Origin of the sequence: Curtobacterium sp. BNK-1 (assembly GCF_048685235.1) — a bacterium.
Lineage (GTDB): Bacteria > Pseudomonadota > Gammaproteobacteria > Enterobacterales > Enterobacteriaceae > Pantoea > Pantoea agglomerans.
Genome location: NZ_JBLQTJ010000001.1, coordinates 1,958,047 through 1,983,447 on the forward strand (window position 1 = coordinate 1,958,047; position 25,401 = coordinate 1,983,447).

24 protein-coding genes, 2 tRNA genes and 2 other RNA genes are annotated in these 25,401 nt (G+C 53.0%); 15 read left to right on the top strand and 13 right to left on the bottom strand.

Annotated elements, in window-relative coordinates:
- Window positions 1-56 precede the first annotated feature (56 nt).
- Window positions 57-677, bottom strand: coding sequence for a thymidine kinase (tdk, locus tag ACMGGP_RS09310; RefSeq protein WP_010244362.1), 621 nt, complete (start codon window positions 675-677; stop codon window positions 57-59).
- Between the two features lie 409 nt (window positions 678-1,086).
- Between tdk and hns the strand changes: the two genes are divergently transcribed.
- Complete coding sequence (gene hns / locus ACMGGP_RS09315) at window positions 1,087-1,494, top strand: histone-like nucleoid-structuring protein H-NS (RefSeq protein WP_010244359.1); 408 nt, start codon at window positions 1,087-1,089, stop codon at window positions 1,492-1,494.
- 86 nt (window positions 1,495-1,580) lie between these two features.
- Here the strand turns inward: hns and ACMGGP_RS09320 are convergent, their stop codons facing one another.
- The 5 genes from ACMGGP_RS09320 to rssA form a co-directional block, all read right to left on the bottom strand.
- Window positions 1,581-2,588, bottom strand: a complete 1,008-nt coding sequence (locus tag ACMGGP_RS09320; RefSeq protein ID WP_010244357.1) for an NAD-dependent epimerase — start codon at window positions 2,586-2,588, stop codon at window positions 1,581-1,583.
- 14 nt (window positions 2,589-2,602) lie between these two features.
- Window positions 2,603-3,943, bottom strand: coding sequence for a UDP-glucose dehydrogenase family protein (locus ACMGGP_RS09325; protein ID WP_031593141.1), 1,341 nt, complete (start codon window positions 3,941-3,943; stop codon window positions 2,603-2,605).
- Window positions 3,944-3,965: 22 nt separating this feature from the next.
- Window positions 3,966-4,874, bottom strand: a complete 909-nt coding sequence (gene galU, locus ACMGGP_RS09330) for a UTP--glucose-1-phosphate uridylyltransferase GalU (protein ID WP_008925296.1) — start codon at window positions 4,872-4,874, stop codon at window positions 3,966-3,968.
- Between the two features lie 193 nt (window positions 4,875-5,067).
- Complete coding sequence (rssB, locus tag ACMGGP_RS09335) at window positions 5,068-6,084, bottom strand: two-component system response regulator RssB (protein ID WP_010244345.1); 1,017 nt, start codon at window positions 6,082-6,084, stop codon at window positions 5,068-5,070.
- A 99-nt stretch (window positions 6,085-6,183) separates the two neighbouring features.
- The gene (gene rssA, locus ACMGGP_RS09340) at window positions 6,184-7,089 is read right to left on the bottom strand and encodes a patatin-like phospholipase RssA (protein WP_010670266.1); all 906 of its coding nucleotides are present in this window, start codon (window positions 7,087-7,089) and stop codon (window positions 6,184-6,186) included.
- Between the two features lie 96 nt (window positions 7,090-7,185).
- Here rssA and ACMGGP_RS09345 point away from each other — a divergent pair, with 96 nt between their 5' ends.
- The 7 genes from ACMGGP_RS09345 to xthA all read left to right on the top strand — a co-directional run bounded on the left by ACMGGP_RS09345 (window position 7,186) and on the right by xthA (window position 10,202).
- Window positions 7,186-7,641, top strand: a complete 456-nt coding sequence (locus ACMGGP_RS09345) for a YchJ family protein (RefSeq protein WP_029519106.1) — start codon at window positions 7,186-7,188, stop codon at window positions 7,639-7,641.
- 71 nt (window positions 7,642-7,712) lie between these two features.
- A complete protein-coding gene (gene purU, locus ACMGGP_RS09350) occupies window positions 7,713-8,546 on the top strand; it encodes a formyltetrahydrofolate deformylase (RefSeq protein WP_498798382.1) in 834 nt (277 codons plus the stop codon).
- A 144-nt stretch (window positions 8,547-8,690) separates the two neighbouring features.
- A tRNA-Tyr gene (locus ACMGGP_RS09355) sits at window positions 8,691-8,775 on the top strand.
- A 38-nt stretch (window positions 8,776-8,813) separates the two neighbouring features.
- Window positions 8,814-8,898, top strand: a tRNA-Tyr gene (locus ACMGGP_RS09360).
- 41 nt (window positions 8,899-8,939) lie between these two features.
- Window positions 8,940-9,067: non-coding RNA, RtT sRNA (locus ACMGGP_RS09365), on the top strand.
- A gap of 41 nt (window positions 9,068-9,108) precedes the next feature.
- Window positions 9,109-9,236: non-coding RNA, RtT sRNA (locus ACMGGP_RS09370), on the top strand.
- 159 nt (window positions 9,237-9,395) lie between these two features.
- The gene (gene xthA / locus ACMGGP_RS09375) at window positions 9,396-10,202 is read left to right on the top strand and encodes an exodeoxyribonuclease III (RefSeq protein ID WP_010260640.1); all 807 of its coding nucleotides are present in this window, start codon (window positions 9,396-9,398) and stop codon (window positions 10,200-10,202) included.
- 33 nt (window positions 10,203-10,235) lie between these two features.
- On the opposite strand, the gene ACMGGP_RS09380 is transcribed toward xthA, so the two are convergent.
- From ACMGGP_RS09380 to ACMGGP_RS09390, 3 genes are all read right to left on the bottom strand, one after another.
- Window positions 10,236-10,547, bottom strand: a complete 312-nt coding sequence (locus ACMGGP_RS09380) for a DUF1496 domain-containing protein (RefSeq protein WP_060680340.1) — start codon at window positions 10,545-10,547, stop codon at window positions 10,236-10,238.
- On the bottom strand, window positions 10,544-12,460 hold the full coding sequence (locus tag ACMGGP_RS09385; protein ID WP_498798383.1) for a DNA topoisomerase III: 1,917 nt from the start codon (window positions 12,458-12,460) through the stop codon (window positions 10,544-10,546). Before ACMGGP_RS09385 ends, ACMGGP_RS09380 begins: the two co-directional genes overlap by 4 nt.
- 197 nt (window positions 12,461-12,657) lie before the next feature.
- Complete coding sequence (locus tag ACMGGP_RS09390) at window positions 12,658-13,209, bottom strand: NAD(P)H nitroreductase (protein ID WP_031592757.1); 552 nt, start codon at window positions 13,207-13,209, stop codon at window positions 12,658-12,660.
- Window positions 13,210-13,382: 173 nt separating this feature from the next.
- Here ACMGGP_RS09390 and sppA point away from each other — a divergent pair, with 173 nt between their 5' ends.
- From sppA to pncA, 3 genes are all read left to right on the top strand, one after another.
- Window positions 13,383-15,245, top strand: coding sequence for a signal peptide peptidase SppA (gene sppA, locus ACMGGP_RS09395; RefSeq protein ID WP_498798384.1), 1,863 nt, complete (start codon window positions 13,383-13,385; stop codon window positions 15,243-15,245).
- 85 nt (window positions 15,246-15,330) lie between these two features.
- Window positions 15,331-16,344, top strand: a complete 1,014-nt coding sequence (ansA, locus tag ACMGGP_RS09400) for an asparaginase (RefSeq protein ID WP_010260629.1) — start codon at window positions 15,331-15,333, stop codon at window positions 16,342-16,344.
- Between the two features lie 16 nt (window positions 16,345-16,360).
- Window positions 16,361-16,969, top strand: a complete 609-nt coding sequence (gene pncA / locus ACMGGP_RS09405; protein ID WP_010260626.1) for a bifunctional nicotinamidase/pyrazinamidase — start codon at window positions 16,361-16,363, stop codon at window positions 16,967-16,969.
- A 29-nt stretch (window positions 16,970-16,998) separates the two neighbouring features.
- Here the strand turns inward: pncA and ACMGGP_RS09410 are convergent, their stop codons facing one another.
- Together ACMGGP_RS09410 and msrB are read right to left on the bottom strand one after the other, a co-directional pair.
- Window positions 16,999-17,280, bottom strand: coding sequence for a YeaC family protein (locus ACMGGP_RS09410; RefSeq protein WP_404566662.1), 282 nt, complete (start codon window positions 17,278-17,280; stop codon window positions 16,999-17,001).
- 5 nt (window positions 17,281-17,285) lie between these two features.
- A complete protein-coding gene (gene msrB, locus ACMGGP_RS09415; protein WP_010670269.1) occupies window positions 17,286-17,696 on the bottom strand; it encodes a peptide-methionine (R)-S-oxide reductase MsrB in 411 nt (136 codons plus the stop codon).
- A 341-nt stretch (window positions 17,697-18,037) separates the two neighbouring features.
- Here msrB and gapA point away from each other — a divergent pair, with 341 nt between their 5' ends.
- Together gapA and ACMGGP_RS09425 are read left to right on the top strand one after the other, a co-directional pair.
- On the top strand, window positions 18,038-19,036 hold the full coding sequence (gapA, locus tag ACMGGP_RS09420; RefSeq protein ID WP_003852747.1) for a glyceraldehyde-3-phosphate dehydrogenase: 999 nt from the start codon (window positions 18,038-18,040) through the stop codon (window positions 19,034-19,036).
- Window positions 19,037-19,110: 74 nt separating this feature from the next.
- Complete coding sequence (locus ACMGGP_RS09425) at window positions 19,111-20,010, top strand: D-hexose-6-phosphate mutarotase (RefSeq protein ID WP_062757780.1); 900 nt, start codon at window positions 19,111-19,113, stop codon at window positions 20,008-20,010.
- Here ACMGGP_RS09425 and ACMGGP_RS09430 read toward each other — a convergent pair.
- Together ACMGGP_RS09430 and ACMGGP_RS09435 are read right to left on the bottom strand one after the other, a co-directional pair.
- Entirely contained in the window at window positions 20,007-20,858 is an 852-nt protein-coding gene (locus ACMGGP_RS09430; protein ID WP_498798385.1) for an aldo/keto reductase, read from the bottom strand. The two genes, ACMGGP_RS09425 and ACMGGP_RS09430, sit on opposite strands and share 4 nt — an antisense overlap.
- Window positions 20,859-20,930: 72 nt before the next feature.
- Window positions 20,931-21,680 carry a MipA/OmpV family protein gene (locus ACMGGP_RS09435; RefSeq protein WP_010260609.1) on the bottom strand — a complete coding sequence of 250 codons (750 nt, stop codon included), beginning with the start codon at window positions 21,678-21,680 and terminating at the stop codon, window positions 20,931-20,933.
- A 420-nt stretch (window positions 21,681-22,100) separates the two neighbouring features.
- On the opposite strand from ACMGGP_RS09435, the gene yeaG reads away from it, so the two are divergent.
- Complete coding sequence (yeaG, locus tag ACMGGP_RS09440) at window positions 22,101-24,035, top strand: protein kinase YeaG (RefSeq protein WP_010260606.1); 1,935 nt, start codon at window positions 22,101-22,103, stop codon at window positions 24,033-24,035.
- A gap of 89 nt (window positions 24,036-24,124) precedes the next feature.
- Window positions 24,125-25,399 carry a YeaH/YhbH family protein gene (locus ACMGGP_RS09445; RefSeq protein WP_010260603.1) on the top strand — a complete coding sequence of 425 codons (1,275 nt, stop codon included), beginning with the start codon at window positions 24,125-24,127 and terminating at the stop codon, window positions 25,397-25,399.
- Window positions 25,400-25,401: the final 2 nt, after the last annotated feature.

Genomic DNA, 25,401 nt, shown 5'->3' on the forward strand with positions numbered 1-25,401 from the left:
GACTGTCTGATAAAAAAACCCGCCCCGGCGGGTTTTTTATTGCCTGAAAAATAGGGTTAATTCAGCGGAGTCTGAGCGCCATGAATCGCCTGCAACGATCCCTGCTCTATCGCCTGTTTATAATGCTTACGGCAGACTGAGATATAACGTTCGTTACCGCCAATCACCACCTGCTCACCCTCACTGAAAGGTTTGCCCTCGCTATCCAGTCGCAGAACCATACTGGCCTTGCGCCCACAGTGACAAATAGTTTTGAGTTCAACCAGCTTATCTGCCCACGCCAGCAGATACTGACTGCCAACAAACAGTTCACCGCGAAAATCCGTTCGCAGACCATAACAGAGCACCGGAATATCAAGGTCGTCTACGACATCTGACAGCGCTTTAACCTGCTCACGGGTCAGGAACTGACTCTCATCAACCAGCACGCAATGGACAGGCTGAACGGCATGTTCAGCAGCGATGTCGCTGTAGAGTGATGTCTCTGCGTTGTATAGCAAGGCCGGTGACGATAGTCCGATACGGGAACTCACCTGCCCGGCACCAAAGCGATTATCGATTTCAGCGGTGTAAACCAGTGAACGCATGCCGCGCTCATGATAGTTATATGAGGATTGTAGCAGTGCGGTTGATTTCCCTGCATTCATGGCAGAGTAATAGAAATAGAGTTGAGCCATCGGCGCGTATCTTCATCAGGACTGAATGGAATGGCGCGCATATTACCACAAAGCGGCGGCAATACGTTGCGGTTGATGAGTGAATAAAGTGTAACGGCTGGCCGTTTATTCCTCTGCATGCCGTTTCCAGCGCCTGTTATGTGCAGTGCCGAACGGGATAAGTTTTGCTTATTTTACCCGCAACAAAATCAATGACATTTTTGTTGCTGACCTGAATACATTAAATTTATTTGATATCGGACTAAAGGAAAATATTTTTATTCTGCACTACTGTGCAATTTTCTGGTGAAAATTATTTTTAGTCACCTGGGTAATTAGTGATATACATATTTTTATGATTGCAGTTATTTTATGTCGCCACTACTATTAGCGGGCAACACAACTTTTCCCTTATTCAGAGACCAGGACAATGAGCGAAGCACTAAAAGTTCTTAATAATATCCGTACGCTGCGCGCCCAGGCCAGAGAGTATTCCGTTGAAATACTGGAAGAGATGCTGGAAAAGCTGGACGTAGTAGTAAAAGAGCGCCGCGAAGAAGAGTCTCATTTTCAGGCAGAAAATGAAGAACGCACGCGTAAACTTAATCAGTATCGTGAAATGCTACTGGCTGATGGTATTGACCCGAATGAACTGATTAACACGCTGACCGACACACGGACTGCGGCAAAAGGTAAACGCTCAGTACGTCCGGCTAAATATGGTTACACCGATGAAAAAGGCGAGTCCAGAACCTGGACCGGTCAGGGCCGCACACCGGCCGTGATTAAAAAAGCGCTGGAAGAACAGGGTAAAAAGCTGGACGATTTTTTACTGTAAAAACCCGCAGTGTGACTGCCTTCCTGGCAGCCTGATGCGCAATAAAAAAGGAAGCCGGAGCTTCCTTTTTTCTTTTAATCAGATACTCAGACGCGGTAAAAGTCGCGGTACCAGTCCACAAAGTTTTTAACGCCCTCTTCGACCCCGGTCTGCGGTTTGAATCCAATTGCCTTAAACAAGGCTTCGGTATCCGCACTGGTTTCCAGTACATCTCCAGGCTGCATTGGCATCAGATTTTTCTTCGCAGTAATGCCCAGGGCTTTTTCAATCGCTTCGATATAGTTCATCAACGTGACAGGCTGACTGTTTCCAATATTATAAACACGATAAGGCGCTGAACTGGTTGCCGGCGATCCGGTTTCAACTGTCCAGTTGTCGTCCTGTTGTGGAATAACATCCTGCAGGCGAACAATGGCTTCAGCAATATCGTCAATATAGGTAAAGTCGCGTTTCATCTGGCCCTGGTTATAAACGTCAATCGCCTCACCGGCAATCATTGCTCGGGTGAATTTGAATAACGCCATATCCGGACGGCCCCACGGGCCATAGACCGTAAAGAAGCGCAATCCAGTGGTCGGCAGCTGATAGAGATGCGAGTAAGTGTGTGACATTAACTCGTTGGCTTTTTTGGTCGCTGCATATAAAGAAACCGGATGATCAACGCTATCTTCGGTTGAGAACGGCATCTTGCGATTCAGACCATAGACTGAACTGGATGAGGCGTAGAGCAGATGTTCAATTTTATGATGACGGCAACCTTCAAGGATATTGAGGTGACCCGTCAGATTGGAGTCTGCGTAGGCATGAGGATTTTCAATGGAATACCGGACACCAGCCTGAGCACCAAGATGGATAACGCGCTGGAATTTTTGCTGATCGAACAGTGACGCCATTGCGTCACGGTCCGCCAGGTCCATCTCAATAAAAGTAAAACCAGGATCGGCCTTAATTAAATTGAGACGGGCATGCTTGAGATTTACGTCGTAATAATCATTCAGGTTGTCGATACCGACAACCTGGTGACCGGCGGCCAGCAGACGCTGGCTGACATGAAAACCAATAAAACCTGCGGCGCCGGTGACCAGAAAGTTCATAAATCCCTCGTTAATTATGCAGTTTGAATAGACGCTCCGCGGCCGATTGCATAATAAACGAAACCGCGTTTGCTGATACGCTCTGGATCATACAGGTTACGACCATCAAAAATCACGGCTTCTTTCAGTGCATTTTTGATGATGTCGAAGTCAGGCGCACGGAAGTTTTGCCACTCCGTACAGATGACCAGGCCGTCAGCGCCCTGCAATGCGGCTTCTTTGGTACCCATCAGCTTAAGATCGCTGCGGTGACCGTAGATACGCTGTGCTTCATCCATCGCTTCAGGGTCAAACGCCTGAACAGATGCGCCAGCTTCCCACAGCGTTTCCATCAGCACACGGCTGGAGGCTTCACGCATGTCGTCAGTGTTCGGCTTAAATGACAGGCCCCAGAGCGCAAACGTTTTACCTTTCAGATCGTCACCAAAATGACGTTTGATAAAGGTTGGCAGTTTGTTTTTCTGGTTGTCATTCACATCTTCCACGGCCTGCAACAGACGTGGCTGATAGCCAATTGACTCAGCGGTACGGATTAACGCCTGCACATCTTTCGGGAAGCAGGAGCCGCCGTAACCACAGCCAGGATAGATAAAGTGATAGCCAATGCGGGGATCGGAACCGATGCCCTGGCGTACTTTTTCAATATCCGCGCCTAAACGTTCAGCCAGGTTAGACATCTCATTCATAAAGCTGATTTTGGTGGCCAGCATGCAGTTTGCTGCATACTTGGTCAGCTCTGCGCTGCGGATATCCATCATGATCATACGATCGTGGTTACGGTTAAACGGCTCATAGAGCTCGCGTAACAGTTCTACCACGTCGTCGTTGTCAGTACCGACAACGATACGTTCTGGACGCATACAGTCATTGACTGCAGCACCTTCTTTGAGGAATTCCGGGTTAGATACCACATCAAAAGTGATGTTGGCGTCACGCGCTTTCAGCGCTTCCGTCATTACCGCACGAACTTTGTCTGCTGTGCCAACCGGAACGGTTGATTTGTCGATAACCACTTTGTGATCGTTCATATGCTGCGCAATGGTGCGCGCTACGGCGGTCACATATTTCAGATCGGCAGAGCCGTCTTCATCTGGTGGAGTACCAACTGCAATAAACTGCATAACACCATGGTTTACGCCCATCTCAGCATCAGTGCTGAACTTCAGACGACCCGCTTCGTAATTGGACATTACCAGCGGCGTTAAACCTGGTTCGAAAATAGGAATGATGCCTTTTTTCAGATTTTCGACTTTGTTTTCGTCGACATCAATGCAGAGAACGTCATGTCCGACTTCGGCTAACACCGCAGCCTGAACCAGACCGACATAGCCGATACCAAATACAGTGACTTTCATCGAGTTATCCTGTGTTTATGAATTACTTTTTGTTGCCAACTGCGCCATCGAGCCATTCAGAAAAATCTTTGCCCAATACCGGATGACGAACACCGTACTCAACGAAAGCCTGCATGTAGCCCAGTTTGTTACCACAGTCATGGCTGACGCCTTTCAGGTGATATGCTTCAACTGTCTCTTTTTCCATCAGCATTGCAATGGAGTCAGTCAGCTGAACTTCGCCGCCTGCACCTGGAGGCGTTTTAGCCAGCAGTGGCCAGATCTCTGAAGAGAGAACATAACGACCTACAACGGCCAGGTTTGATGGGGATTCTGACGCTTTAGGCTTCTCAACCACACCGACCATTGGTGCGCTGTCGCCTGGGTTCAGTTCTGCGCCCTGGCAATCGACAACACCGTATGCCGTCACATCGGCAACCGGCTCAACCATGATCTGGCTGCGGCCAGACTCTTCATAACGGCTCAGCATCTCTGCCAGGTTATCTTTGGTTGGGTTAGATTCATATTCGTCGATGATGACGTCTGGCAGGATAACCGCAAACGGCTCATCACCGATCAGTGGGTGTGCACACATTACAGCGTGACCCAGACCTTTAGCGATGCCCTGACGAACCTGCATGATGGTGACGTGTGGCGGGCAGATTGACTGGATTTCATCCAGCAGCTGACGCTTAACGCGTTTTTCCAGCATTGATTCCAGTTCGAAGCTGGTATCAAAGTGGTTTTCGATGGCATTTTTTGATGAATGCGTTACCAGCACAATTTCGTTGATGCCAGCAGCGATACACTCGTTAACGACATACTGGATTAACGGCTTATCAACCAGCGGTAACATTTCTTTAGGAATCGCTTTGGTAGCCGGGAGCATACGCGTACCCAAACCCGCTACCGGGATTACCGCTTTTTTTACTTTGGTATTATTGGCAGACATTAAGATACCTCTCTTATAGGCCGTTCAAGTTAATACTTGATATGTCGGTTTAAAATCGGAAATGAGTATATCAGTTAGTATCGAACGGATTTATCCTGGAAGGCACCAAACCGTCGAAATTAAGACTATTACCCAACTGTAAAGCTAAACTCTGGCCCTGTCCTCAGCGCCAGAATTCCTCTGTTTTTACGGCTTATTCTTCCGTCGATAGCATCAGCCGAATGCGCCCGCCCGCGCCCCAGACGTGGCATTGCCAGTTTTCTGCGCGCTGACTGATCTGGTTAAGATGGGTGCTGCCCATAGTGCCAAGGGGGACACCATTGCTGAGCTGAATCTGATGGGCATGAACATGGAGTGTGGCGTTCAATCCGGCCGAAACCAGAATTAAGTTCTTTAATCCGCGATGATAGTACCCAACCAGTAACGGGAACTGGCCGCTCAGGTTCGCCTGGCGCAGTAACAGATTGACCTGTCTGAGCAGCCCATTAAGTTCCGGCAGACGCTGTTTCTGCCCGGTCAGTTGCTCCTGCAGCAGGCCATTGAACAGCGCCCGCAGCAGCAACGCTGCCAGCACGCCATTATCACCGGCACGGGTCACGTCCAGACAGTAGAACGCCAGATCTTTGTCGGAGAGCGCCGCGATATCAAGCACCAGCCCAGGCTGCTCAGCCATCGTCAGCTGACGATAGTTAACCCGGCAGTTGGCAATAGTCTGCTGCACCGGTGGCTGGAGTTGCTTGAGCAGCTTTGCAGCCGCTTTAGGATCACGAACCAGCGCATCCCAGTCCTGGAACAGTTGTTCATCCTCTTCCACTTTCGAAGTGAACATAGAGGGATAGAGACATTCATAGACCGCTTCACGGAAGCGCTCAAAGTTTTTAAGTGGTTTAAGCAGCACATCCTGCACCCCAAGACGCAATACATGCGCAATATCCGACATGTTCTCGGTAGCTGAGATGATTAAAATCGGCACGATGTTGCCGCGGGTACGAATGTGCTCAACGAACTGGATGCCGCTCATGCGGGGCATTTCCAGATCGCAGATAATCAGGTCGACAGTATGCTGTTGTAGTTGTGCAATTGCTTCCAGACCATCTTCCGCTTGTAACGTCACAGCACCCATCGATAACAAAAATTGGTCCAGCAACGAACGGAAAACAGCCTCATCTTCGACAATGAGTATCTTTTTGCCGAGTAGTGGTTTTTCCATTCTTTCCCCCTGCGTACCAGATATTTCAATAGTGGTTCATAAAACGCAGTTGCGCCTTTAAGAATTGGCTGAAGTCACCGCTTTGAATGAACAACCTGATTATCTGCCACGGACCAGTGGTAATAGTTCATCCATTTTCTTCTCTACGGCGGCCTTGCCTGCTTCAATGGCTTCCTCAGCACGATGAAAGTCCAGCGTCGAAATTTGCGGACAGACCGGCTGAATCAAAACATCGGGCGGATCGCCTGCCATGCGATTCCGCTTCAGGCGATTTTCCAGCACCTGGATAGAGGTGGACATAATCTCCATCGCGCCAGGTGACTGAGACCCACGGCGCTGGCTGAAATTCACCAGACGCTGACGCAGCTTCCCACCCCAACTCAATGCCGCTGCGGCGGCTTCTTCTTCGCTATTCTGTGGTGTCACGGAAAAGAGATCCTGCTGCATTAAATGCGCGTCATGCTGCAAGTCAACGGCGATAACAATGTCTGCCCCCAGGGCACGGGTAAGTGAAATCGGCACCGGGTTGACTACGGCACCATCCACCAGCCAATACCCATTGTAGCCCACCGGCGGTAATAAACCTGGCATACTGCATGAAGCGCGTACTGCCTGATGCAGATCGCCCTCAGTCAGCCAGAGTTCACGACCGGTACTGAGGTTAGTCGCCACCACGCCAAAGGGTTTATGACAGTGCTCTATCGTGTCATTGGGGATCAGCTGACGAACATGGCTAAAGACCCGCTCACCGCGCAGCAGTCCGCCACGCTGCCAGGAGACATCCATCAGGCGAATAACATCCCAGTAGCGAAATGCACTGACCCATTTTTCCATCAGCGGCAGGCGGTTATTCACATAGGCAGATCCGACTAATGCCCCGACAGAGCAGCCCGCAACGACGTCGATCTCAATACCTGCACGCTCCAGCGCGTTGATCACGCCGATATGCGCCCATCCTTTGGCCGCTCCAGAACCCAGAGCCAATCCAATTTTTACCTTTCTCATTTCTGTCTGGTCCTGCCGTCAATACGTAGCATCACAACACGGGGTCAGCTAACATAGCGCGCTTGTAAAACCGACCCATCATTCCCGGGAGATAATGTGTCAGAAACCTGCCCATGTTGTAGCGGAGAGCAGTATAGCGTATGTTGCGAGCCCTTTCTTCAGGGTAACCAGATTCCTGTTACAGCTGAACAACTTATGCGATCCCGTTATTGCGCTTATGTTCAGCATAATGCGGACTATCTGGTTGCGACCTGGCATCCTGAGAAGCGTCATCCGGCGCTGTCAGGGCTTTTATCTGAAAGTTTTCCAGGAACTGACTGGCTCAGCCTGAATGTAACCCGTTGTAATCATGGAAGCCATGAGAACGAAGCTTTCGTTACCTTTTTTGCGCGATACCGCGAGAAAACCAACATTCAGGCCATTCATGAATGTTCACGCTTTCTTCGCGAGGATCAACGCTGGTACTATGTTGACGGTACAGCACCGCCCGTGGGGCGTAACGATCGCTGCCCGTGTGGCAGTGAAAAAAAATACAAAAAATGTTGTGGTTAAGCTGACGGCTACCCCAGCGGTTTTACCCCTAATGCTTTGACAGGACTCTGATTGAGATGCAAGCGCAAACCATGCAAAGAAAAGTTTTACGAACCATTTGTCCCGATGCAAAAGGTCTGATCGCCAAAATCACCAATATTTGTTACAAGCACGAACTTAATATCGTGCAGAACAATGAGTTTGTTGATCATCGCACCGGGCGTTTTTTCATGCGTACCGAACTGGAAGGGATCTTCAACGACAACACCCTGCTCGCCGACCTCGACAGCGCCCTGCCCCAGGGTTCAGTCCGGGAACTGCACAGCGCCGGTCGTCGCCGCGTGGTGATTCTTGTCACTAAAGAGGCGCATTGTCTGGGCGATCTGTTAATGAAGAGCGCGTTTGGCGGCCTGGATATGGAAATTGCGGCGGTAGTGGGTAACCACGACACCCTGCGTTCACTGGTTGAGCGTTTCGATATTCCGTTTGTGCTGGTGAGCCATGAGGGACTGACGCGGGAAGAGCACGATAACCGCATGGTGGAAGAGATTGACCGCTATCAGCCCGATTACGTGGTGCTGGCAAAATATATGCGCGTCCTGACGCCCGCCTTTGTGCAGCGTTATCCGAACCAGATTATCAATATTCACCACTCCTTCCTGCCCGCCTTTATCGGTGCCCGTCCCTATCATCAGGCTTATGAACGTGGCGTGAAGATCATCGGTGCCACCGCGCACTATGTGAACGACAATCTCGATGAAGGCCCAATCATCATGCAGGATGTGATAAACGTTGATCACAGCTACACCGCCGATGAGATGATGCGCGCCGGTCGCGACGTAGAAAAGAATGTCCTGAGCAACGCACTGTATAAAGTGCTGGGGCAGCGCGTGTTCGTTTACGGCAACCGCACGATTATTCTTTAATCAGCCAGTGCGCTGAATTGTCTGCAGATTCAGCGCTACGCGTAAAAAGTGGGCAAACAGTTGCGGTTTTGCCAGTGGGCGCTTTACACCCTTATCGCATTTGGTATGATGCGCCCCGCTTTAAGAGAGAAAGATTCAGGCCATGGTGGGATTCCCGAGCGGCCAAAGGGAGCAGACTGTAAATCTGCCGTCACAGACTTCGAAGGTTCGAATCCTTCTCCCACCACCATCTGAATCTGAATCATCTTAAGCCACATCACTATCCCAGGTGGGATTCCCGAGCGGCCAAAGGGAGCAGACTGTAAATCTGCCGTCACAGACTTCGAAGGTTCGAATCCTTCTCCCACCACCATCTCGTATGATGCACACCATCCCCCAAATAATACCTAAGCTTCCTGTTCTGCGGGGAGAGGGATGAGAACCTTCGATCAAGGTTCGGGTCGAGCATCGCGAGACAACGCGCTTCAGCGCGGCCCGCAGGGTGAGGCGCAACGCGCCGAATAATCCTTCTCCCACCACCATCTCGTATGTTGCACATCATCCCCAAAATAATACCTAAGCTTCCTGTTCTGCGGGGAGAGGGATGAGAACCTTCGATTAAGGTTCGGGTCGAGCATCGCGAGACAACGCGCTTCAGCGCGGCCCGCAGGGTGAGGCGCAACGCGCCGAATAATCCTTCTCCCACCACCATCTCGCATGTTGCACACCATCCCCCAAATAATACCTAAGCTTCCTGTTCGCCCCCACACTCCTGCCCGCTTTCACACAATCTCAGCCTGTTCCGCCATGACTTTTTCAGCAAAAATCGCTACCATCTCCGCCTGACATTTCTGAACAACGGTCGATCTCATGAAATTTGTTTCATTTAACATCAATGGGTTGCGTGCCCGCCCGCATCAGCTTCAGGCACTTGTCGAACAGCATCAGCCCGATGTTATCGGTCTGCAGGAAACCAAGGTCCATGACGACATGTTCCCGCTGGAAGAGGTGTCAAAGCTCGGCTATCACGTCTTCTATCATGGACAGAAAGGTCACTACGGCGTTGCCCTGTTAACCAAAGCTGAGCCAGTGTCAGTGAGCCGGGGTTTCCCGGGTGATGACGAAGAATCCCAGCGCCGCCTGATCATCGCGGAACTTCCCAGCCCGATTGGCGACATCACGGTAATTAACGGCTATTTTCCGCAGGGCGAGAGCCGCGACCATCCCACCAAGTTTCCGGCTAAAGAGAAATTCTATCGGGATCTGCAACGTCTGCTGACCGAAGATCTGCCTGCTGATAAGCCGGTTCTGATTATGGGCGACATGAATATCAGCAGCACCGATCGGGATATTGGTATTGGTGAAGAGAGCCGCAAGCGCTGGCTGCGCACCGGCAAATGCTCCTTCCTGCCGGAAGAGCGCGAGTGGATGGACCGCCTGCTGGGCTGGGGACTGGTTGATACCTGGCGTGAGCACAATCCGGAGGTTGCGGATCGCTTCTCCTGGTTCGATTACCGTTCGAAAGGGTTTGATGATAATCGCGGGTTACGCATCGATCTGGTGCTGGCGAGCAAAACCCTGGCGTCGCACTGCGTTGAGACCGGCATTGATTATGAGATCCGGGGCATGGAAAAACCGTCTGACCACGCACCCATCTGGTCAACCTTCCGCTTTTAACTGACGGTCGCGTGGCAGAGCGCCACGCGACGGCTATTTCACTATTTTCCAGATCAGGTTATTGGTGCCGATGGAGTGTTCATCACGGGTACATTGCAGCAACACCCCCTCTGATTTCACCACCGCGCCTTCCGTGTAGTTACGGTTCTCAAAGATACAGCAGCGGAGACAGTCTGGCTGACGTCTCTCTGCCTGTGTCCATGCCTCGGGTGGCATATCCACCACGACATCGGTGTTGCCACCGTTGCTGCCCTGCTGTGGCATCGACTGATAACGACTGTTGGCCTGCGCCACGCTGGTCGCCAGCAACAGGGCCACGACCAGTAATACTGAATAACGCCTCATTCCGTCTCCTTCACTTTACGCCTGGTTTTGCGCACCGGACGTTTCTGTCCAGTGGACGGTAATCCCCGAAATGCATGCGCCGCAGGCTGCTGTCGCGCCTGCTGGATCAGACCAGCTAAGGTTTGCACCAGCGGCTGCATGAACTCATCATAGCGGCAGGCCTTTTCGCTGATACGCGTCAGTGTCGATTCCCACTGCGCCGTCATATCCGGGCGTGCTGCCAGATCGGGCAGGGAGTGAATCAGGGCGCGTCCGGCATCCGTAGAATTGATATAACGGCCCTTCTTCACCAGGAAGCCACGACGAAACAGTAATTCGATAATGCCGGCGCGTGTGGCTTCCGTTCCTAAACCATCGGTCGCACGCAGCACTTTCTTTAATTCTTTATCCTGAACGAAACGGGCAATGCCGGTCATTGCAGAAAGAATGGTGGCATCGGTAAACGGGCGTGGCGGCTGGGTTTGCTTCGCCAGCACCTCTCCGCGCTCACACAGCAGCTCATCCCCTTTCGCTACCACAGGCAACGGCATGCCGTCGTTCTCTTCATCCCGCTCTTTGTTGCCCAGCAGCGCACGCCAGCCCGCTTCCGCCAGGAAGCGCGCTTTCGCCACGAATTTTCCACCGGCAATATCGAGATCGATGACACATTTGCGGAATACCGCATCCGGGCAGAACTGCATCAGATACTGGCGCGCTACCAGTTCATAGATATGCTGCTCGTTTTCACTGAGCTTCACCGCGCTGGCACGGGCCGTTGGAATAATCGCATGGTGGGCATCCACTTTTTTATCATCCCAGCAGCGATTTCTGCGATCGGCATCGAAATCTGCCGGTGGGGTCAGCTGTGACTGATGCGCCTGTATCGCCTTTAACACCGCATGACGACCGGCAAAATGCTCTTCAGGCAGATAGCGGCTGTCCGAACGGGGATAGGTAATCAGTTTATGGGTTTCGTAAAGCCGCTGGCAGGTATCCAGCACCGTCTGCGCACTCAGCCCGTAACGTTTAGCGGCCTCGATCTGCAGGCTGGATAAGGAAAAGGGCAGCGGCGCCACCTCATTTTCGCGCTTATCGCTGTAGGCAGTGACGATCGCCGGCTGGCCCGTGATACGCGTCACCACATGCTCCGCCAGCGCGCGTTTGAGCAGGCGGCCCTCTTCATCCTGCCATGGTTCACAGGCCTCACTGGGGATCCAGCTGGCGATAAATCGGGCGCCGTCAGGCGTGAGGATGTGCGCTTTCACTTCGAAGTAATCTTTCGGCACGAAGTTCTCGATCTCTTCATCGCGCCGGACCACCAGCCCAAGCACCGGCGTCTGCACCCGGCCCACCGACAGTACGCCATCATAGCCTGCATTGCGTCCCAGCAGCGTCCAGGCGCGGGTCATGTTAATGCCATAGAGCCAGTCCGCCCGGGCGCGGGCCAGCGCCGAGACGCACAACGGAATAAACTCGCGATTTTCACGCAGGCGGTTTACTGCCCGATCCACCGCCTGAGGATTGAGATCGTTAATCAGACAGCGCTGCACCTTGCTGCGTTTTTCAGCCGGCAGGTTCAGGTAGTCGAGCACCTCATCCACCAGCAACTGCCCTTCCCGATCCGGGTCACCGGCATGCACCACTTCATTCGCCTGCGCCAGCAAGCCCTCAACCACTTTCAGTTGCTTAGCGACCGAGGGACGCGGTTTTAGCTGCCATTTTTCCGGAATGATGGGTAAATCCGCCAGCGACCAGCGTGCATAACGGCTGTCATAACTGTCGGGTTGCGCCTGCTCCAGAAGATGGCCTACACACCAGGTGACGATCTGATCGTTGCCGCAGGCAATGAATCCATCACCGCGTCGATGCGGTTTCGGCAGCACATCTGCGATAGCACGCCCCAGGCTCGGTTTTTCCGCAATAAACAAACGCATTGAATCAGGTAATCCTTAACATCAGGGGGAACGCAGTGATAACCGGTTGTCCGCTGTCGGTTTGAATACTGGGGCTATGTTAGCCTGGCAGGCCCGCTGGCGTAAGTGTGATGCGCGGCGTTAGCGATCGTTCGCACAGGAACCGTGCAAAAAGCAGGGCTGAAATGCACCCTGCCGGAACCGGACAAGCATTGTAGTCAGAAGTAACGGACGAAAGGCGCCGTGTCAGGTGGGAGCACCGTAGTGCTGGATTTCAGTTGCGGGGTGCCCAGATAGAGAAAGCCGACGATGGCATCCTGTTCGCGGCAGCCAAACCCCTGGCGTACCTGCTCGTCATCGGTCCAGGGACCACTGCGCCAGATACCGTTGTAACCCTGAGCGACGGCCGCCATCTGCATGGCCATCACTGCACAGCTTGCCGAGGCGATCTGCTCCCAGCGCGGCACTTTGTGGTGCTCTTCACAATGTGCCACCACCGTAATGATCATCGGTGCCCGAAACGGTGACTGGCTCGCTTTGTTAATCGCCTTTTCATCCAGCTGTTTATCGCGTGCTGCCTGCTCCAGCAGTTGGCTCAGACGGTCGCGCCCCTCATTTTCCACAATGATAAAGCGCCAGGGTTGCAGCGTGCCGTGATCCGGGGCGCGCATGCCAGCCCGCAGGATATTTTCCAGTGCGTCACCCGCAGGTGCCGGCTCAGTCAGGCGTGAGGCCGAACGTCGGTTGACCAGTAACTCCAGTGCGTCCATGTTTCTCTCCCGATCTCTGTAATGTTGCAGTTATCCTGGCACAGGCAGATTTTTTGTAACAGTGCGCAGTGATTTCCTGCTGACTTTTAACACGCCGCTCTTTAGGATGAGCTCGTCGGGGAAGTCTGGTCCGCGCGGCGGCCACTTCCTGCTACATATTTATGGAGAGTCTGATGCGCACATTGTGGCGAATAATTGCAGGTCTGTTCCGCTGGAGCTGGCGGGTACTGAATTTTATCAGGGAATTTATTCTGAATATTTTCCTGATTTTGTTGATTGTGGTGGGTGTAGGGATCTGGCTGCAGGTCAGCGGGTCGGGCGGCAGTTCAGCGCCGATTCAGCAAGGCGCACTGAAAGTGGATCTCAGCGGCGTGCTGGTGGATAAACCGTCGGTAAGCAACCGTCTGAGCAAAATTGGCCGCCAGCTGCTGGGTGCCAGCAGTGACCGTTTACAGGAAAATTCGCTGTTTGATGTGGTCGACGCTATTCGTCAGGCAAAAGATGACAGCAACATTAAAGGCATGGTGCTCGATTTACGCGAATTTGCCGGTGGGGATCAGCCTTCACTGCAATATGTGGGTAAAGCGCTACGCGAATTCCGCGACAGCGGCAAGCCGATTTATGCACTCGGCGACAGCTACAGCCAGGCGCAGTATTACCTTGCCAGCTACGCCACCAAAATCTATCTGTCACCACAGGGCACCGTAGATCTGCATGGTTTCGCTACCAACGGACTCTATTACAAAACCTTGCTGGAGAAGCTGAAAGTCACCTCACACGTCTTCCGTGTCGGAACCTACAAATCTGCGGTTGAGCCCTTCCTGCGTGACGACATGTCCCCTGCCGCACGGGATGCTGACAGCCGCTGGGTCGGTCAGCTGTGGCAGAACTACCTGAACACCGTGGCAGCGAACCGCCAGATTACGCCGGAGCAACTCTTCCCCGGTGCTACTGCGATTATTGCCGGATTAAACGCCGTGAAAGGCGATACCGCGCAATATGCGCTGGATAACAAGCTGGTCGATGCCCTGGGTTCACGTGCGGCAGCCGATCAGGAGCTGGTAAAAACTTTTGGTCTGGATAAGCAGAGCAATGATTACCGTAGCGTCAGCATCTATGACTACAGCGTGAAAACCACCTCCACGCAGCAGGATGGCAACATCGCGGTAGTCATGGCCAGCGGTGCCATCATGGATGGTGAAGAGACGCCGGGCAACGTCGGTGGCGACACGACGGCGGCACAGATCCGCGATGCGCGTCTCGATCCGAAAATCAAAGCGATTATTCTGCGGGTGAACAGCCCGGGTGGCAGCGTCACCGCCTCGGAAGCGATTCGTGAAGAGCTGGCGGCAGCGCAGGCGGCCGGTAAGCCGATTGTGGTCTCGATGGGAGGCATGGCGGCGTCTGGCGGTTACTGGATCTCAACGCCTGCCAGCTACATTGTGGCGAACCCCAGCACGCTGACTGGCTCGATTGGCATCTTCGGCGTGATCAATACGCTGGAGAACAGCCTGGACAGTATCGGCGTGCACACCGACGGTGTTGCGACCTCACCGCTGGCGGATATCTCAACCACCAAAGCGCTGCCAACGGAAGTTCAGCAACTGATGCAGCTGACCATCGAAAATGGCTACCGCAACTTTGTCGGTCTGGTGGCGAAATCACGTCATAAAACAGCAGAGCAGATTGATGCCATTGCACAGGGCCACGTCTGGACTGGCAGCGATGCGAAAGCCAATGGTCTGGTTGATGCGCTGGGTGACTTCGATGATGCCGTGAAGAAGGCGGGCGAGCTGGCGAAAGTCAGTAATCCGCAGCTGAGCTGGTATCAGGATGACCCGAGCTTCCTGGATATGATGCTGAGCCAGATGAACGCGTCGGTGCAGGCTGTCCTGCCTGATACGCTGAAAGCCTGGCTGCCAGCACCGATGCTGGATGTGATGAGTGCTATGAAAGCCCAGCCTGGTCTGTTCGACAAGCAGAACGATCCTCAGAACCGTTATGCATTCTGCCTGAACTGCGGCGAAGTGCGATAAACCTCGCAGCCCGGCCGCTGGTCGGGCTGCTTTTCCCCGCTATTCCCCTTATACTGCGCGTTTTATGGCGAGTCTGAGTTCTCTAATGCAAAAGAAAAACATCTACGTAGCCTACACTGGCGGGACGATCGGTATGCAGCGTTCGGCGCAGGGTTATATTCCGGTCTCCGGACACCTGCAGCAACAGCTGGCTAACATGCCGGAGTTCCACCGCCCTGAGATGCCTGATTTCACCATTCATGAGTATCAGCCGCTGATCGACTCTTCCGACATGACCCCGCAGGACTGGCAGTCTATCGCAGAAGATATCCGTCAGAACTACGATCGCTATGATGGTTTTGTGATCCTGCATGGCACTGACACCATGGCATTTACCGCCTCAGCACTCTCCTTTATGCTGGAAAATCTGGCCAAGCCGGTTATCGTCACGGGCTCGCAGATTCCGTTAGCGGAATTACGTTCAGATGGTCAGCAGAATCTCTTAAATTCGCTCTATGTGGCGGCCAACTATCCGATTAGCGAAGTGTCGCTGTTTTTCAATAACACGCTCTATCGCGGTAACCGGACCACCAAGGCACATGCAGATGGCTTCAACGCCTTTGCTTCGCCCAACCTCTCTGCGCTGCTGGAAGCGGGCATTCATATTCGTCGTCTTAATACACCGCCAGCCCCAGCCGGTCAGGGCGAACTGAAGGTTCACACCATTACGCCTCAGCCCATTGGCGTGGTCACCATCTATCCCGGTATTTCAGCCGACGTTGTACGTAACTTTCTGCGTCAGCCAGTCAAAGCATTGATCCTGCGCTCCTATGGTGTGGGTAATGCACCGCAGAACAAGGAATTTCTGGCAGAATTGCAGCAGGCCAGCGAGCGTGGCATCGTGGTGGTAAATCTCACCCAGTGTATTTCCGGCAAAGTGAATATGGGCGGATACGCTACCGGCAATGCGCTGGAACATGCTGGTGTCATCAGCGGATTTGACCTCACCGTGGAAGCGGCGCTGACAAAGCTACACTTTTTACTCAGCCAGGATCTTTCGGCCGATCAAATCCGAGCCAGAATGCAGCAGAATTTGCGCGGCGAACTGACTGAAGACTGAAACGGAGCGATATGTAATGAAGCGGGCACTCATCATTATTGATATTCAGAACGATTTTTGCCCCGGCGGCCCGATGGCAGTCCATGAGGGCGACCATACGGTCGAGGTGGCTAATCGTTATGCGCGACTGTTCCGTGAAAACGGCGAATGCGTACTGGCGCTGCAGGACTGGCATCCGGCCGATCACGGCAGCTTTGCCTCGGTTTCCGGCGAGCCGGTCTACACGCTGGGCGAGTTAAATGGTCTGGCCCAGATCTGGTGGCCCGATCACGGCATCCAGGGCTCGACTGGCGCTGATTTTCATCCGGGTCTCGATCGCTCACTGTTCGATGCGACGTTCCATAAGGGCCAGGATCAGGATGTCGACAGCTATAGCGCCTTTTTTGACAATGGCCATCGCCGTAAGACCGAGCTGGACAGCTGGCTGCGTGAGCGTGGGATCACCCATCTGGTGATGCTGGGGCTGGCGACGGATTACTGCGTCAAATATAGCGTGCTGGATGCGCTGGAGCTGGGTTATCACGTTGAGGTGGTTAAAGAGGGCTGCCGGGGCGTCAATCTGAATCCCGAGGACAGCGAAATTGCCTTTGCCCAGATGACCGCTCAGGGCGCGATTCTGATTTAAAATGGAGCTGGCATGACGCCAGCTTTTTTTTAATGCAGATGGATGCGGGTCACGTCAGGGTCAATTCCAAACTCTTCTTTGAGCTCTTTTTTCGACTTCATCACCATTTCGCCACCTTTGCCAATGGTCATGTGCTGCGGCGCGTCGTTGTGCCGCGCCTGCCACATCATGACCAGCTGCAGGCAATTGTCGCGCTGCTCCTGGGTCAGTGCCACGCCATCCGGCCATTTACCAATCTCAACCGCCGTGGAAAGACGCTGATAGACTTCAGGCGTCATCGATGCAAGCATTGCTTCAAGCTGTTCCTTCATCGCCATTACCCTTTGGTCTGTTCGCCCTGCTCGTCGGTAAAATTCAGCGAGGCGGAGTTAACACAATAGCGTTCGCCGGTCGGCTGCGGGCCGTCAGGGAAGACATGTCCCAGGTGCGCATCGCAACTGCCACAGCGGATCTCAATACGCTGCATACCGTGTGAATCATCTTCAATATAGCGAATCGCATCATCACTGACCGGCTGGTAGAAACTGGGCCAGCCACAGCCAGAGTCATACTTCGTCTCGGAGAGAAAAAGTGGCGCCTCACAGATCAGACAGTGGTAGATCCCTTCCTGCTTGTTGTGCAGCAGTGCGCCGCTGTAAGGCGGTTCCGTTCCGCGTTGCTGAGTGACGTAGCGTTGCATTTCAGTCAACTGTGCAATTTTTGCTTCGGGTGCGGTGTCTTTAGCCATTTTAGGATTCCGGGCAGTGCCATTCTGAAAAATTCGACTATTATTCTAACAAATGATCAACATAACCCGGGTCTTTTTTTGTGCTCACCCTTTCAGCCTGCTCTCTGCTAAGCGGATTTGTGACATCGATCACCTTTTATCCGGAGCATCCCTATATATTCGGCGATTGATTCAACGAAGCGCGATATCATTGGCGGCGCGCAAGCGGTTGCGCATCGAATAATTCCTTTCAGGCGAATTGATTTGTCGCAACAATTGACACGATTCCGCTTGACGCCTGGTAAGGTTTTTGTAATTTTACAGGCAACCTTTTATTCACTAACCAATAGCTGGTGGAATATATGACTATCAAAGTAGGTATCAACGGTTTCGGCCGTATCGGTCGCATCGTTTTCCGTGCTGCTCAAAAGCGTTCTGACATCGAAATCGTTGCTATCAACGACCTGCTGGACGCGGATTACATGGCGTACATGCTGAAGTATGACTCTACTCACGGTCGTTTCGACGGCACGGTAGAAGTTCAGGATGGCGCACTGGTGGTTAACGGTAAAAAAATCCGTGTTACCGCTGAACGTGATCCGGCCAACCTGAAGTGGGATGAAGTAGGCGTTGACGTTGTTGCTGAAGCAACCGGTATCTTCCTGACCGACGAAACCGCGCGTAAACACATCACCGCAGGTGCTAAGAAAGTCGTTCTGACCGGTCCATCTAAAGATGACACCCCAATGTTTGTTCGTGGTGCAAACTTCGACAAATATGATGGCCAGGATATCGTGTCTAACGCATCCTGTACCACTAACTGCCTGGCACCGCTGGCAAAAGTGATCAACGACAAGTTTGGCATCGTTGAAGGTCTGATGACGACCGTTCACGCCACCACTGCTACTCAGAAAACCGTTGATGGCCCGTCTCATAAAGACTGGCGCGGCGGCCGCGGCGCATCGCAGAACATCATTCCTTCATCAACTGGCGCAGCTAAAGCCGTTGGTAAAGTTCTGCCAGAGCTGAACGGCAAACTGACCGGTATGGCATTCCGCGTACCAACCCCTAACGTTTCCGTTGTTGACCTGACCGTGCGTCTGGAAAAAGCGGCTTCTTACAAAGAAATCTGTGCTGCAATTAAAGCGGCTGCAGAAGGTGAGATGAAAGACGTTCTGGGCTACGTTGAAGATGACGTGGTTTCTACCGACTTCAACGGCGAAATCCTGACTTCAGTGTTTGACGCTAAAGCCGGTATCGCGCTGAACGACAACTTTGTGAAACTGGTTTCCTGGTACGACAACGAAACTGGCTACTCAAACAAAGTTCTCGACCTGATTGCACTGGTTTCTGCTAAATAAGGCAGCCAGACATCATTGAGAATAAGGGCGACTTCGGTCGCCCTTTTTTTGATCCGCACAGGAAGGAATCGAACATGCAAGATAAACTGTTTTCTCTGCCGGTGGTCACGCAGATCTCCCCTTACCTCACCCAGCGCCAGATAGGTGAACTCCCCGCCATTGTTGTGAGTCACCCTAAAGTGCGGGCAGCCATTACGCTTCAGGGCGCGCACCTCATCGCCTGGCAACCCAGCGGCGAAAAGCCGGTACTCTGGCTGAGTGATAAGAGTCTCTTTGCACCGGGTAAGGCGATTCGTGGCGGCGTTCCGATCTGCTGGCCGTGGTTCGGCCCGGCGGGCGAACCGGCACACGGCTTTGCGCGGGTTCAGCCGTGGAAGCTTACGGCGCATGATGAAAATGAAGAGGGCGTCATGCTGACGCTGGTGCTGGAGAGCAACCCTCAGACGCTGAAGCTCTGGCCGCATGAATTCACCCTGATTGCCCGCTTCCGGCTGGGCCAGCATTGTGAGATTGAGCTGGAAGCCTATGGTGACTTTGAAGCGACGGCGGCTCTGCACAGCTACTTTACCGTCAGCGACATCAACGGTGTGGAAGTCTCGGGTCTGGGCAATAGCTATATCGACAAAGTGAATAACGGCGAGGTGGCCAGCAGCGACGGCAAACAGCGTTATCCTGGACGCATCGACCGTATCTTTACCGCAGCAGAAGATTGCTCAGTGATTAATGATACTGCGGGCGAGCGGCAGATCGAGGTGTACCACCATCATCACAGTGACGTTGTCACGTGGAATCCGGGTGTGGAACTCTCCTGCAGCATGACGGATATGGCGAATGAGGGCTATAAGACCATGGTCTGTGTGGAGACGGCGCGTATCAGCAAACCGTTACGCAGCGCGGGTGAAAAACCGGCACGACTGGCCACGACGTTCCGCCTCAAAAAGAAAGCCGCAGCCAGCGATAACGTTAACGGCTAAACAATATCCAGCGGCAATTTATGCTGTGGCGCTGGCCAGGCGCGATCGATGAGCTGCAAATCCTCATCGGTCAGTTCCACCTCCAGCGCCGCCGCATTTTCCTGAACGTGGGCCACTGAACTGGCTTTAGGAATGGCAATCACCCCTGGCTGACGAATCACCCAGGCCAGCAGTAATTGCGCCACGCTGATGCCCTTCTGCTGTGCAATCTGAGTCAGCTGAGGATCGGTAAAGAGTGAGTCACGTAGCCGTCCGGCCTGGGCCAGCGGACAGTAGGCCATGACCGGTACGCCACGCTGCTGACATGCCGGCAGCAGATCAAATTCAATGCCGCGTGAAGCCAGATGATAGAGCACCTGATTGGTCGCGCAGGCCTCGCCCTTCTCTTCATCCCACAGTTCGGCCATATCGTCGGTATCGAAATTCGATACGCCCCAGTGACGAATTTTGCCCTGCTGCTGCAGGCGTTCCATCGCGCGCAGTGTCTCTTCCAGCGGAATATTGCCGCGCCAGTGCAACAGGTAGAGATCGAGATAATCGGTTTGCAGACGTTGCAGGCTGCGCTCACAGGCTGCAATGGCATCCACTTCGCCCGCATTCCACGGATAAACTTTGGAGACCAGCAGCGCCCGGTCGCGACGGCCCAGCAGTGCCTGCCCGACCACCTCTTCGGCTCCGCCATCTGCATACATTTCAGCGGTATCAATAAGCTGCAAGCCGCACTCAAGACCCGCCTGCAAAGCAGCGACTTCATCAGCACGTTGCGCCGTGTTTTCACCCATATACCAGGTGCCCTGACCAATAACAGGCAGATCGCTAAAACCGGCAAAGTTAATCGTGTTACGCATTCTGCTCTCCCGCCCCATTCTGAGGCCCTGTGAAAGAACAGAGGGCAATAAATGCCCTCTTTTGGTGCGTTATCAGAAGGTATAGCTGACACCCGTCCAGATTAACGCCTGCCCGCTTTTATCAATCATCGGGCTGTCTTTGATTTCGCTGTCGAAACGGATATAACGCCCCATAACGCTGGCATTCCACTGCGGCGCAATCTGATAGCTGGCGCTCAGTTCCACATAAGGTGACCAGCTGTCATCCGGGTTGTAACGGCTGATGCCGGTACGGGCGCTTTCATGCCCGGATACCCCATAGTAATAACGGTTTTGATTGGCGCTGTTCCATGTGGCCCCGATGCCCGGCGTCAGGCTGAAGTCACCCATCTGGAAGCGATAGAGGTATGTCAGGTCCCAGATCATCCCATTGCTGTTATTGAGCACATCCCCCAGCAATGAGGTACGGACAATCCCCCAGTCAGCGGTGTGACGATAGGTTGCGCCACCCATCAGCGTCATGCGGCGTTTATCCAGCCCTTTCATGTCGCCCAGGTCGTTGTCGCTGGGTTTGTACTCCTGCGGTGAACCCAGCAGCGTCAGTGACAGCTGGTTCTGAGGATCTTTCCACAGGTAGTAGCCGCCCTGCAGGCTGCGGAACCAGAAGTCTTCACCCTCGTAATTGATAACCGGAAGCGGGATATACCGGTCCTGGCCGCCGCGATAAGGTGAATCGGCATAGATGACCGATGCGCCAATGGAAAGCGGTGCGGCATTCGCGTGCGTGGCCAGTAAATAACAGGGCAGAAGTGCAACAAGCGTCTTAAATTTGAATTGGTTCACAATTTATTCATTCCATAAATATAACAATCAAACAGGAAGTCTAACGTTTTTTCACGGCTGGATTAACTTATATCGAAATCCTTTAAGTGGCTAACCGATGAAAGTGGCATTAAAGGTTAAAAACACGTTAAGTTAAAGCATCACCCATATGAACGCATCTCACAACAGACCCGCTGTACAGTTGATCTTCCCCTCATTAACCCAAACCCGTGGAGGAAATTTCCTAGAAGCCATCTACAGTTAGAAGTAACAGCAGACATTTTGTACGAGCAGAGTAACCACAAAAGTTGTGTATCCCGATAAGAAAGATCAGGTTGGCATAAGGGTTGCTGTACTCAACAGAGAATATCTTCCGGGAGCTGCTATAAGCCTCTAATTACGCTCCTTACCTGTGCTAAAAACGAAAGGACGGGCATCGCTATGAATATATTCGATCACTATCGTCAGCGTTATGAAGCTGCCAAGGACGAAGAGTTCACACTGCAGGAATTTCTTGCCATCTGTAAGCAGGATCGCAGTGCATACGCCAACGCTGCAGAGCGACTGTTAATGGCTATCGGAGAGCCGGTAATGGTCGATACTGCTCAGGAGCCACGCCTTTCCAGAATATTCTCCAACCGTGTGATGGGACGCTATCCGGCGTTCGAGGAGTTTTACGGCATGGAGGAAGCGATTGAACAGATCGTTTCCTACCTGAAACATGCCGCTCAGGGACTGGAAGAGAAGAAACAGATCCTCTATTTACTGGGGCCGGTAGGTGGCGGTAAATCCTCACTGGCGGAACGGCTTAAGTCGCTGATGCAGCGGGTACCCATCTATGTACTGAGCGCCGATGGGGAACGCAGCCCGGTTAATGACCACCCTCTCTGCCTGTTTAATCCGCAGGAAGATGCGCATATTCTCGAAAAAGAGTATGGCGTGCCGCGCCGTTATCTCGGCACGATTATGTCGCCGTGGGCCGCTAAGCGACTGCACGACTTTGGCGGCGATATCTCGCGTTTCAAAGTGGTGAAAGTCTGGCCGTCGATCCTGGAACAGCTGGCGATTGCCAAAACTGAACCGGGTGATGAGAACAACCAGGATATCTCTGCGCTGGTGGGTAAAGTGGATATCCGTAAACTCGAAAACCATGCGCAAAACGATCCTGATGCTTACGGTTACTCCGGTGCACTCTGCCGTGCCAACCAGGGCATCATGGAATTCGTTGAGATGTTCAAAGCGCCTATTAAGGTGCTGCACCCTTTACTGACGGCGACGCAGGAAGGGAACTACAACGGCACCGAGGGGATTTCGGCGCTGCCGTTTAACGGCATTATTCTGGCGCACTCCAACGAATCAGAGTGGGTGACGTTCCGTAATAACAAGAATAATGAGGCGTTCCTTGACCGTGTCTATATCGTCAAGGTGCCCTACTGCCTGCGGGTCTCTGAAGAGATCAAAATCTACGACAAGTTACTTAATCACAGTGAGCTGGCGACCTCGCCCTGTGCACCGGGTACGCTGGAAACGCTGGCACGCTTCTCTATCCTGTCACGTCTCAAGGATCCGGATAACTCCAGCATCTATTCCAAAATGCGGGTCTACGATGGTGAAAGCCTGAAAGATACCGACCCTAAGGCGAAGTCATGGCAGGAGTATCATGATTACGCCGGTGTGGATGAGGGGATGAACGGCCTTTCAACCCGCTTTGCCTTTAAGATTCTGTCGCGGGTGTTTAACTTTGACCACGCCGAAGTGGCGGCCAACCCGGTGCATCTGTTCTACGTGCTGGAGCAGCAGATTGAGCGCGAACAGTTCCCACAGGATCAGGCTGAGAAATACCTTGAGCACCTCAAAGGCTATCTGATCCCCAAATATGCTGAGTTTATCGGCAAAGAGATTCAGACCGCCTATCTGGAATCTTACTCTGAATATGGTCAGAACATCTTTGACCGCTATGTGACCTATGCCGACTTCTGGATTCAGGATCAGGAGTATCGCGATCCCGATACCGGACAGCTGTTTGATCGTGAATCGCTCAACGCGGAACTGGAAAAAATCGAGAAGCCCGCTGGCATCAGTAACCCGAAAGATTTCCGTAATGAGATCGTCAACTTCGTGCTGCGCGCCAGGGCACACAATAACGGTCGCAACCCGAACTGGACCAGTTACGAGAAATTACGCACCGTGATCGAGAAGAAAATGTTCTCGAATACGGAAGAGTTGCTGCCGGTGATCTCGTTTAATACCAAGACCTCTACCGATGAGCAGAAAAAGCATGATGATTTTGTCGATCGCATGATGGAAAAAGGCTATACCCGCAAACAGGTTCGCCTGCTGTGTGAATGGTATTTGCGTGTGCGTAAATCGTCCTGATAAGAGTCTGTAAGCTTGCCGGTAAGTGATACCGGTCTGACAAGGTCGGGTTCGCCCGGCCTGCTTACAATGTAGTTTGGGGGAATACCATGGCCTATTTCATCGATCGCCGACTCAACGGCAAAAACAAGAGCGCGGTAAACCGCCAGCGCTTCTTGCGCCGTTATAAGTCGCAAATTAAGCAGTCGATCTCCGAGGCCATCAATAAACGCTCGGTGACCGATGTAAGCAGCGGTGAGTCTGTCTCTATCCCGATTGACGACATCAATGAGCCGATTTTCCATCAGGGACGCGGCGGCAACCGCCATCGGGTCCATCCGGGCAACGATCATTTTGTGCAGAATGACCGGGTCGAGCGCCCGCAGGGTGGCGGTGGCGGCGGCAGTGGCCAGGGCAATGCCAGTCAGGATGGTGAAGGTCAGGATGAATTTGTCTTTCAGATATCGAAAGATGAGTATCTGGACCTGCTGTTTGAAGATCTCGCCCTGCCTAACCTGCGCCGGAACCAGCATCGCCAGTTGAATGAGTATAAGACCCACCGTGCCGGTTTCACCTCTAACGGTGTGCCTGCCAATATCAGCGTCGTACGTTCGCTGCAGAACTCGCTGGCGCGTCGTACGGCGATGACGGCGGGCAAACGCCGGATGCTGCACGAACTGGAAGAAACGCTGCTGGAGATTGAGAACTCTGAACCGGCTCAGCTTCTGGAGGAGGAGCGGCTGCGCAAAGAGATCGCCGAGTTGCGGGCGCGTATCGAACGGGTGCCTTTTATCGACACCTTCGACCTGCGCTACAAAAACTTTGAGAAACGGCCGGAGCCTTCCAGCCAGGCGGTGATGTTCTGTCTGATGGATGTATCCGGATCCATGGATCAGGCCACCAAGGATATGGCGAAACGCTTCTATATCCTGCTTTACCTGTTCCTGAGCCGCACCTACAAGAATGTCGATGTGGTTTATATTCGTCATCACACGCAGGCCAAAGAGGTGGATGAACAGGAGTTCTTCTACTCTCAGGAGACCGGTGGCACCATCGTTTCGAGTGCGCTGAAACTCATGGATGAGGTGGTGAAAGAGCGCTATGATCCGGCGCAGTGGAACATCTATGCTGCGCAGGCGTCAGATGGCGATAACTGGGCCGACGATTCACCGCTCTGTCACGAGATTCTGGCGAAGCATATTCTGCCGGTGGTGCGTTATTACAGTTATATCGAGATTACCCGCCGTGCGCATCAGACGCTGTGGCGCGAGTATGAGCATCTGCAGTCGACGTTCGATAACTTTGCAATCGAACACATTCGTGAGCCGGAAGATATCTACCCGGTGTTCCGATCGCTGTTCCATAAACAGGCAACGGAAGCCTGATG

Bases quoted from the DNA above. Each gene is read 5' to 3' on its own strand.
- tdk (WP_010244362.1), bottom strand. From the start codon at position 677: ATGGCTCAACTCTATTTCTATTACTCTGCCATGAATGCAGGGAAATCA.
- hns (WP_010244359.1), top strand. From the start codon at position 1,087: ATGAGCGAAGCACTAAAAGTTCTTAATAATATCCGTACGCTGCGCGCC.
- ACMGGP_RS09320 (WP_010244357.1), bottom strand. From the start codon at position 2,588: ATGAACTTTCTGGTCACCGGCGCCGCAGGTTTTATTGGTTTTCATGTC.
- ACMGGP_RS09325 (WP_031593141.1), bottom strand. From the start codon at position 3,943: ATGAAAGTCACTGTATTTGGTATCGGCTATGTCGGTCTGGTTCAGGCT.
- galU (WP_008925296.1), bottom strand. From the start codon at position 4,874: ATGTCTGCCAATAATACCAAAGTAAAAAAAGCGGTAATCCCGGTAGCG.
- rssB (WP_010244345.1), bottom strand. From the start codon at position 6,084: ATGGAAAAACCACTACTCGGCAAAAAGATACTCATTGTCGAAGATGAG.
- rssA (WP_010670266.1), bottom strand. From the start codon at position 7,089: ATGAGAAAGGTAAAAATTGGATTGGCTCTGGGTTCTGGAGCGGCCAAA.
- purU (WP_498798382.1), top strand. From the start codon at position 7,713: ATGCAAAGAAAAGTTTTACGAACCATTTGTCCCGATGCAAAAGGTCTG.
- xthA (WP_010260640.1), top strand. From the start codon at position 9,396: ATGAAATTTGTTTCATTTAACATCAATGGGTTGCGTGCCCGCCCGCAT.
- ACMGGP_RS09380 (WP_060680340.1), bottom strand. From the start codon at position 10,547: ATGAGGCGTTATTCAGTATTACTGGTCGTGGCCCTGTTGCTGGCGACC.
- ACMGGP_RS09385 (WP_498798383.1), bottom strand. From the start codon at position 12,460: ATGCGTTTGTTTATTGCGGAAAAACCGAGCCTGGGGCGTGCTATCGCA.
- ACMGGP_RS09390 (WP_031592757.1), bottom strand. From the start codon at position 13,209: ATGGACGCACTGGAGTTACTGGTCAACCGACGTTCGGCCTCACGCCTG.
- sppA (WP_498798384.1), top strand. From the start codon at position 13,383: ATGCGCACATTGTGGCGAATAATTGCAGGTCTGTTCCGCTGGAGCTGG.
- ansA (WP_010260629.1), top strand. From the start codon at position 15,331: ATGCAAAAGAAAAACATCTACGTAGCCTACACTGGCGGGACGATCGGT.
- pncA (WP_010260626.1), top strand. From the start codon at position 16,361: ATGAAGCGGGCACTCATCATTATTGATATTCAGAACGATTTTTGCCCC.
- ACMGGP_RS09410 (WP_404566662.1), bottom strand. From the start codon at position 17,280: ATGAAGGAACAGCTTGAAGCAATGCTTGCATCGATGACGCCTGAAGTC.
- msrB (WP_010670269.1), bottom strand. From the start codon at position 17,696: ATGGCTAAAGACACCGCACCCGAAGCAAAAATTGCACAGTTGACTGAA.
- gapA (WP_003852747.1), top strand. From the start codon at position 18,038: ATGACTATCAAAGTAGGTATCAACGGTTTCGGCCGTATCGGTCGCATC.
- ACMGGP_RS09425 (WP_062757780.1), top strand. From the start codon at position 19,111: ATGCAAGATAAACTGTTTTCTCTGCCGGTGGTCACGCAGATCTCCCCT.
- ACMGGP_RS09430 (WP_498798385.1), bottom strand. From the start codon at position 20,858: ATGCGTAACACGATTAACTTTGCCGGTTTTAGCGATCTGCCTGTTATT.
- yeaG (WP_010260606.1), top strand. From the start codon at position 22,101: ATGAATATATTCGATCACTATCGTCAGCGTTATGAAGCTGCCAAGGAC.
- ACMGGP_RS09445 (WP_010260603.1), top strand. From the start codon at position 24,125: ATGGCCTATTTCATCGATCGCCGACTCAACGGCAAAAACAAGAGCGCG.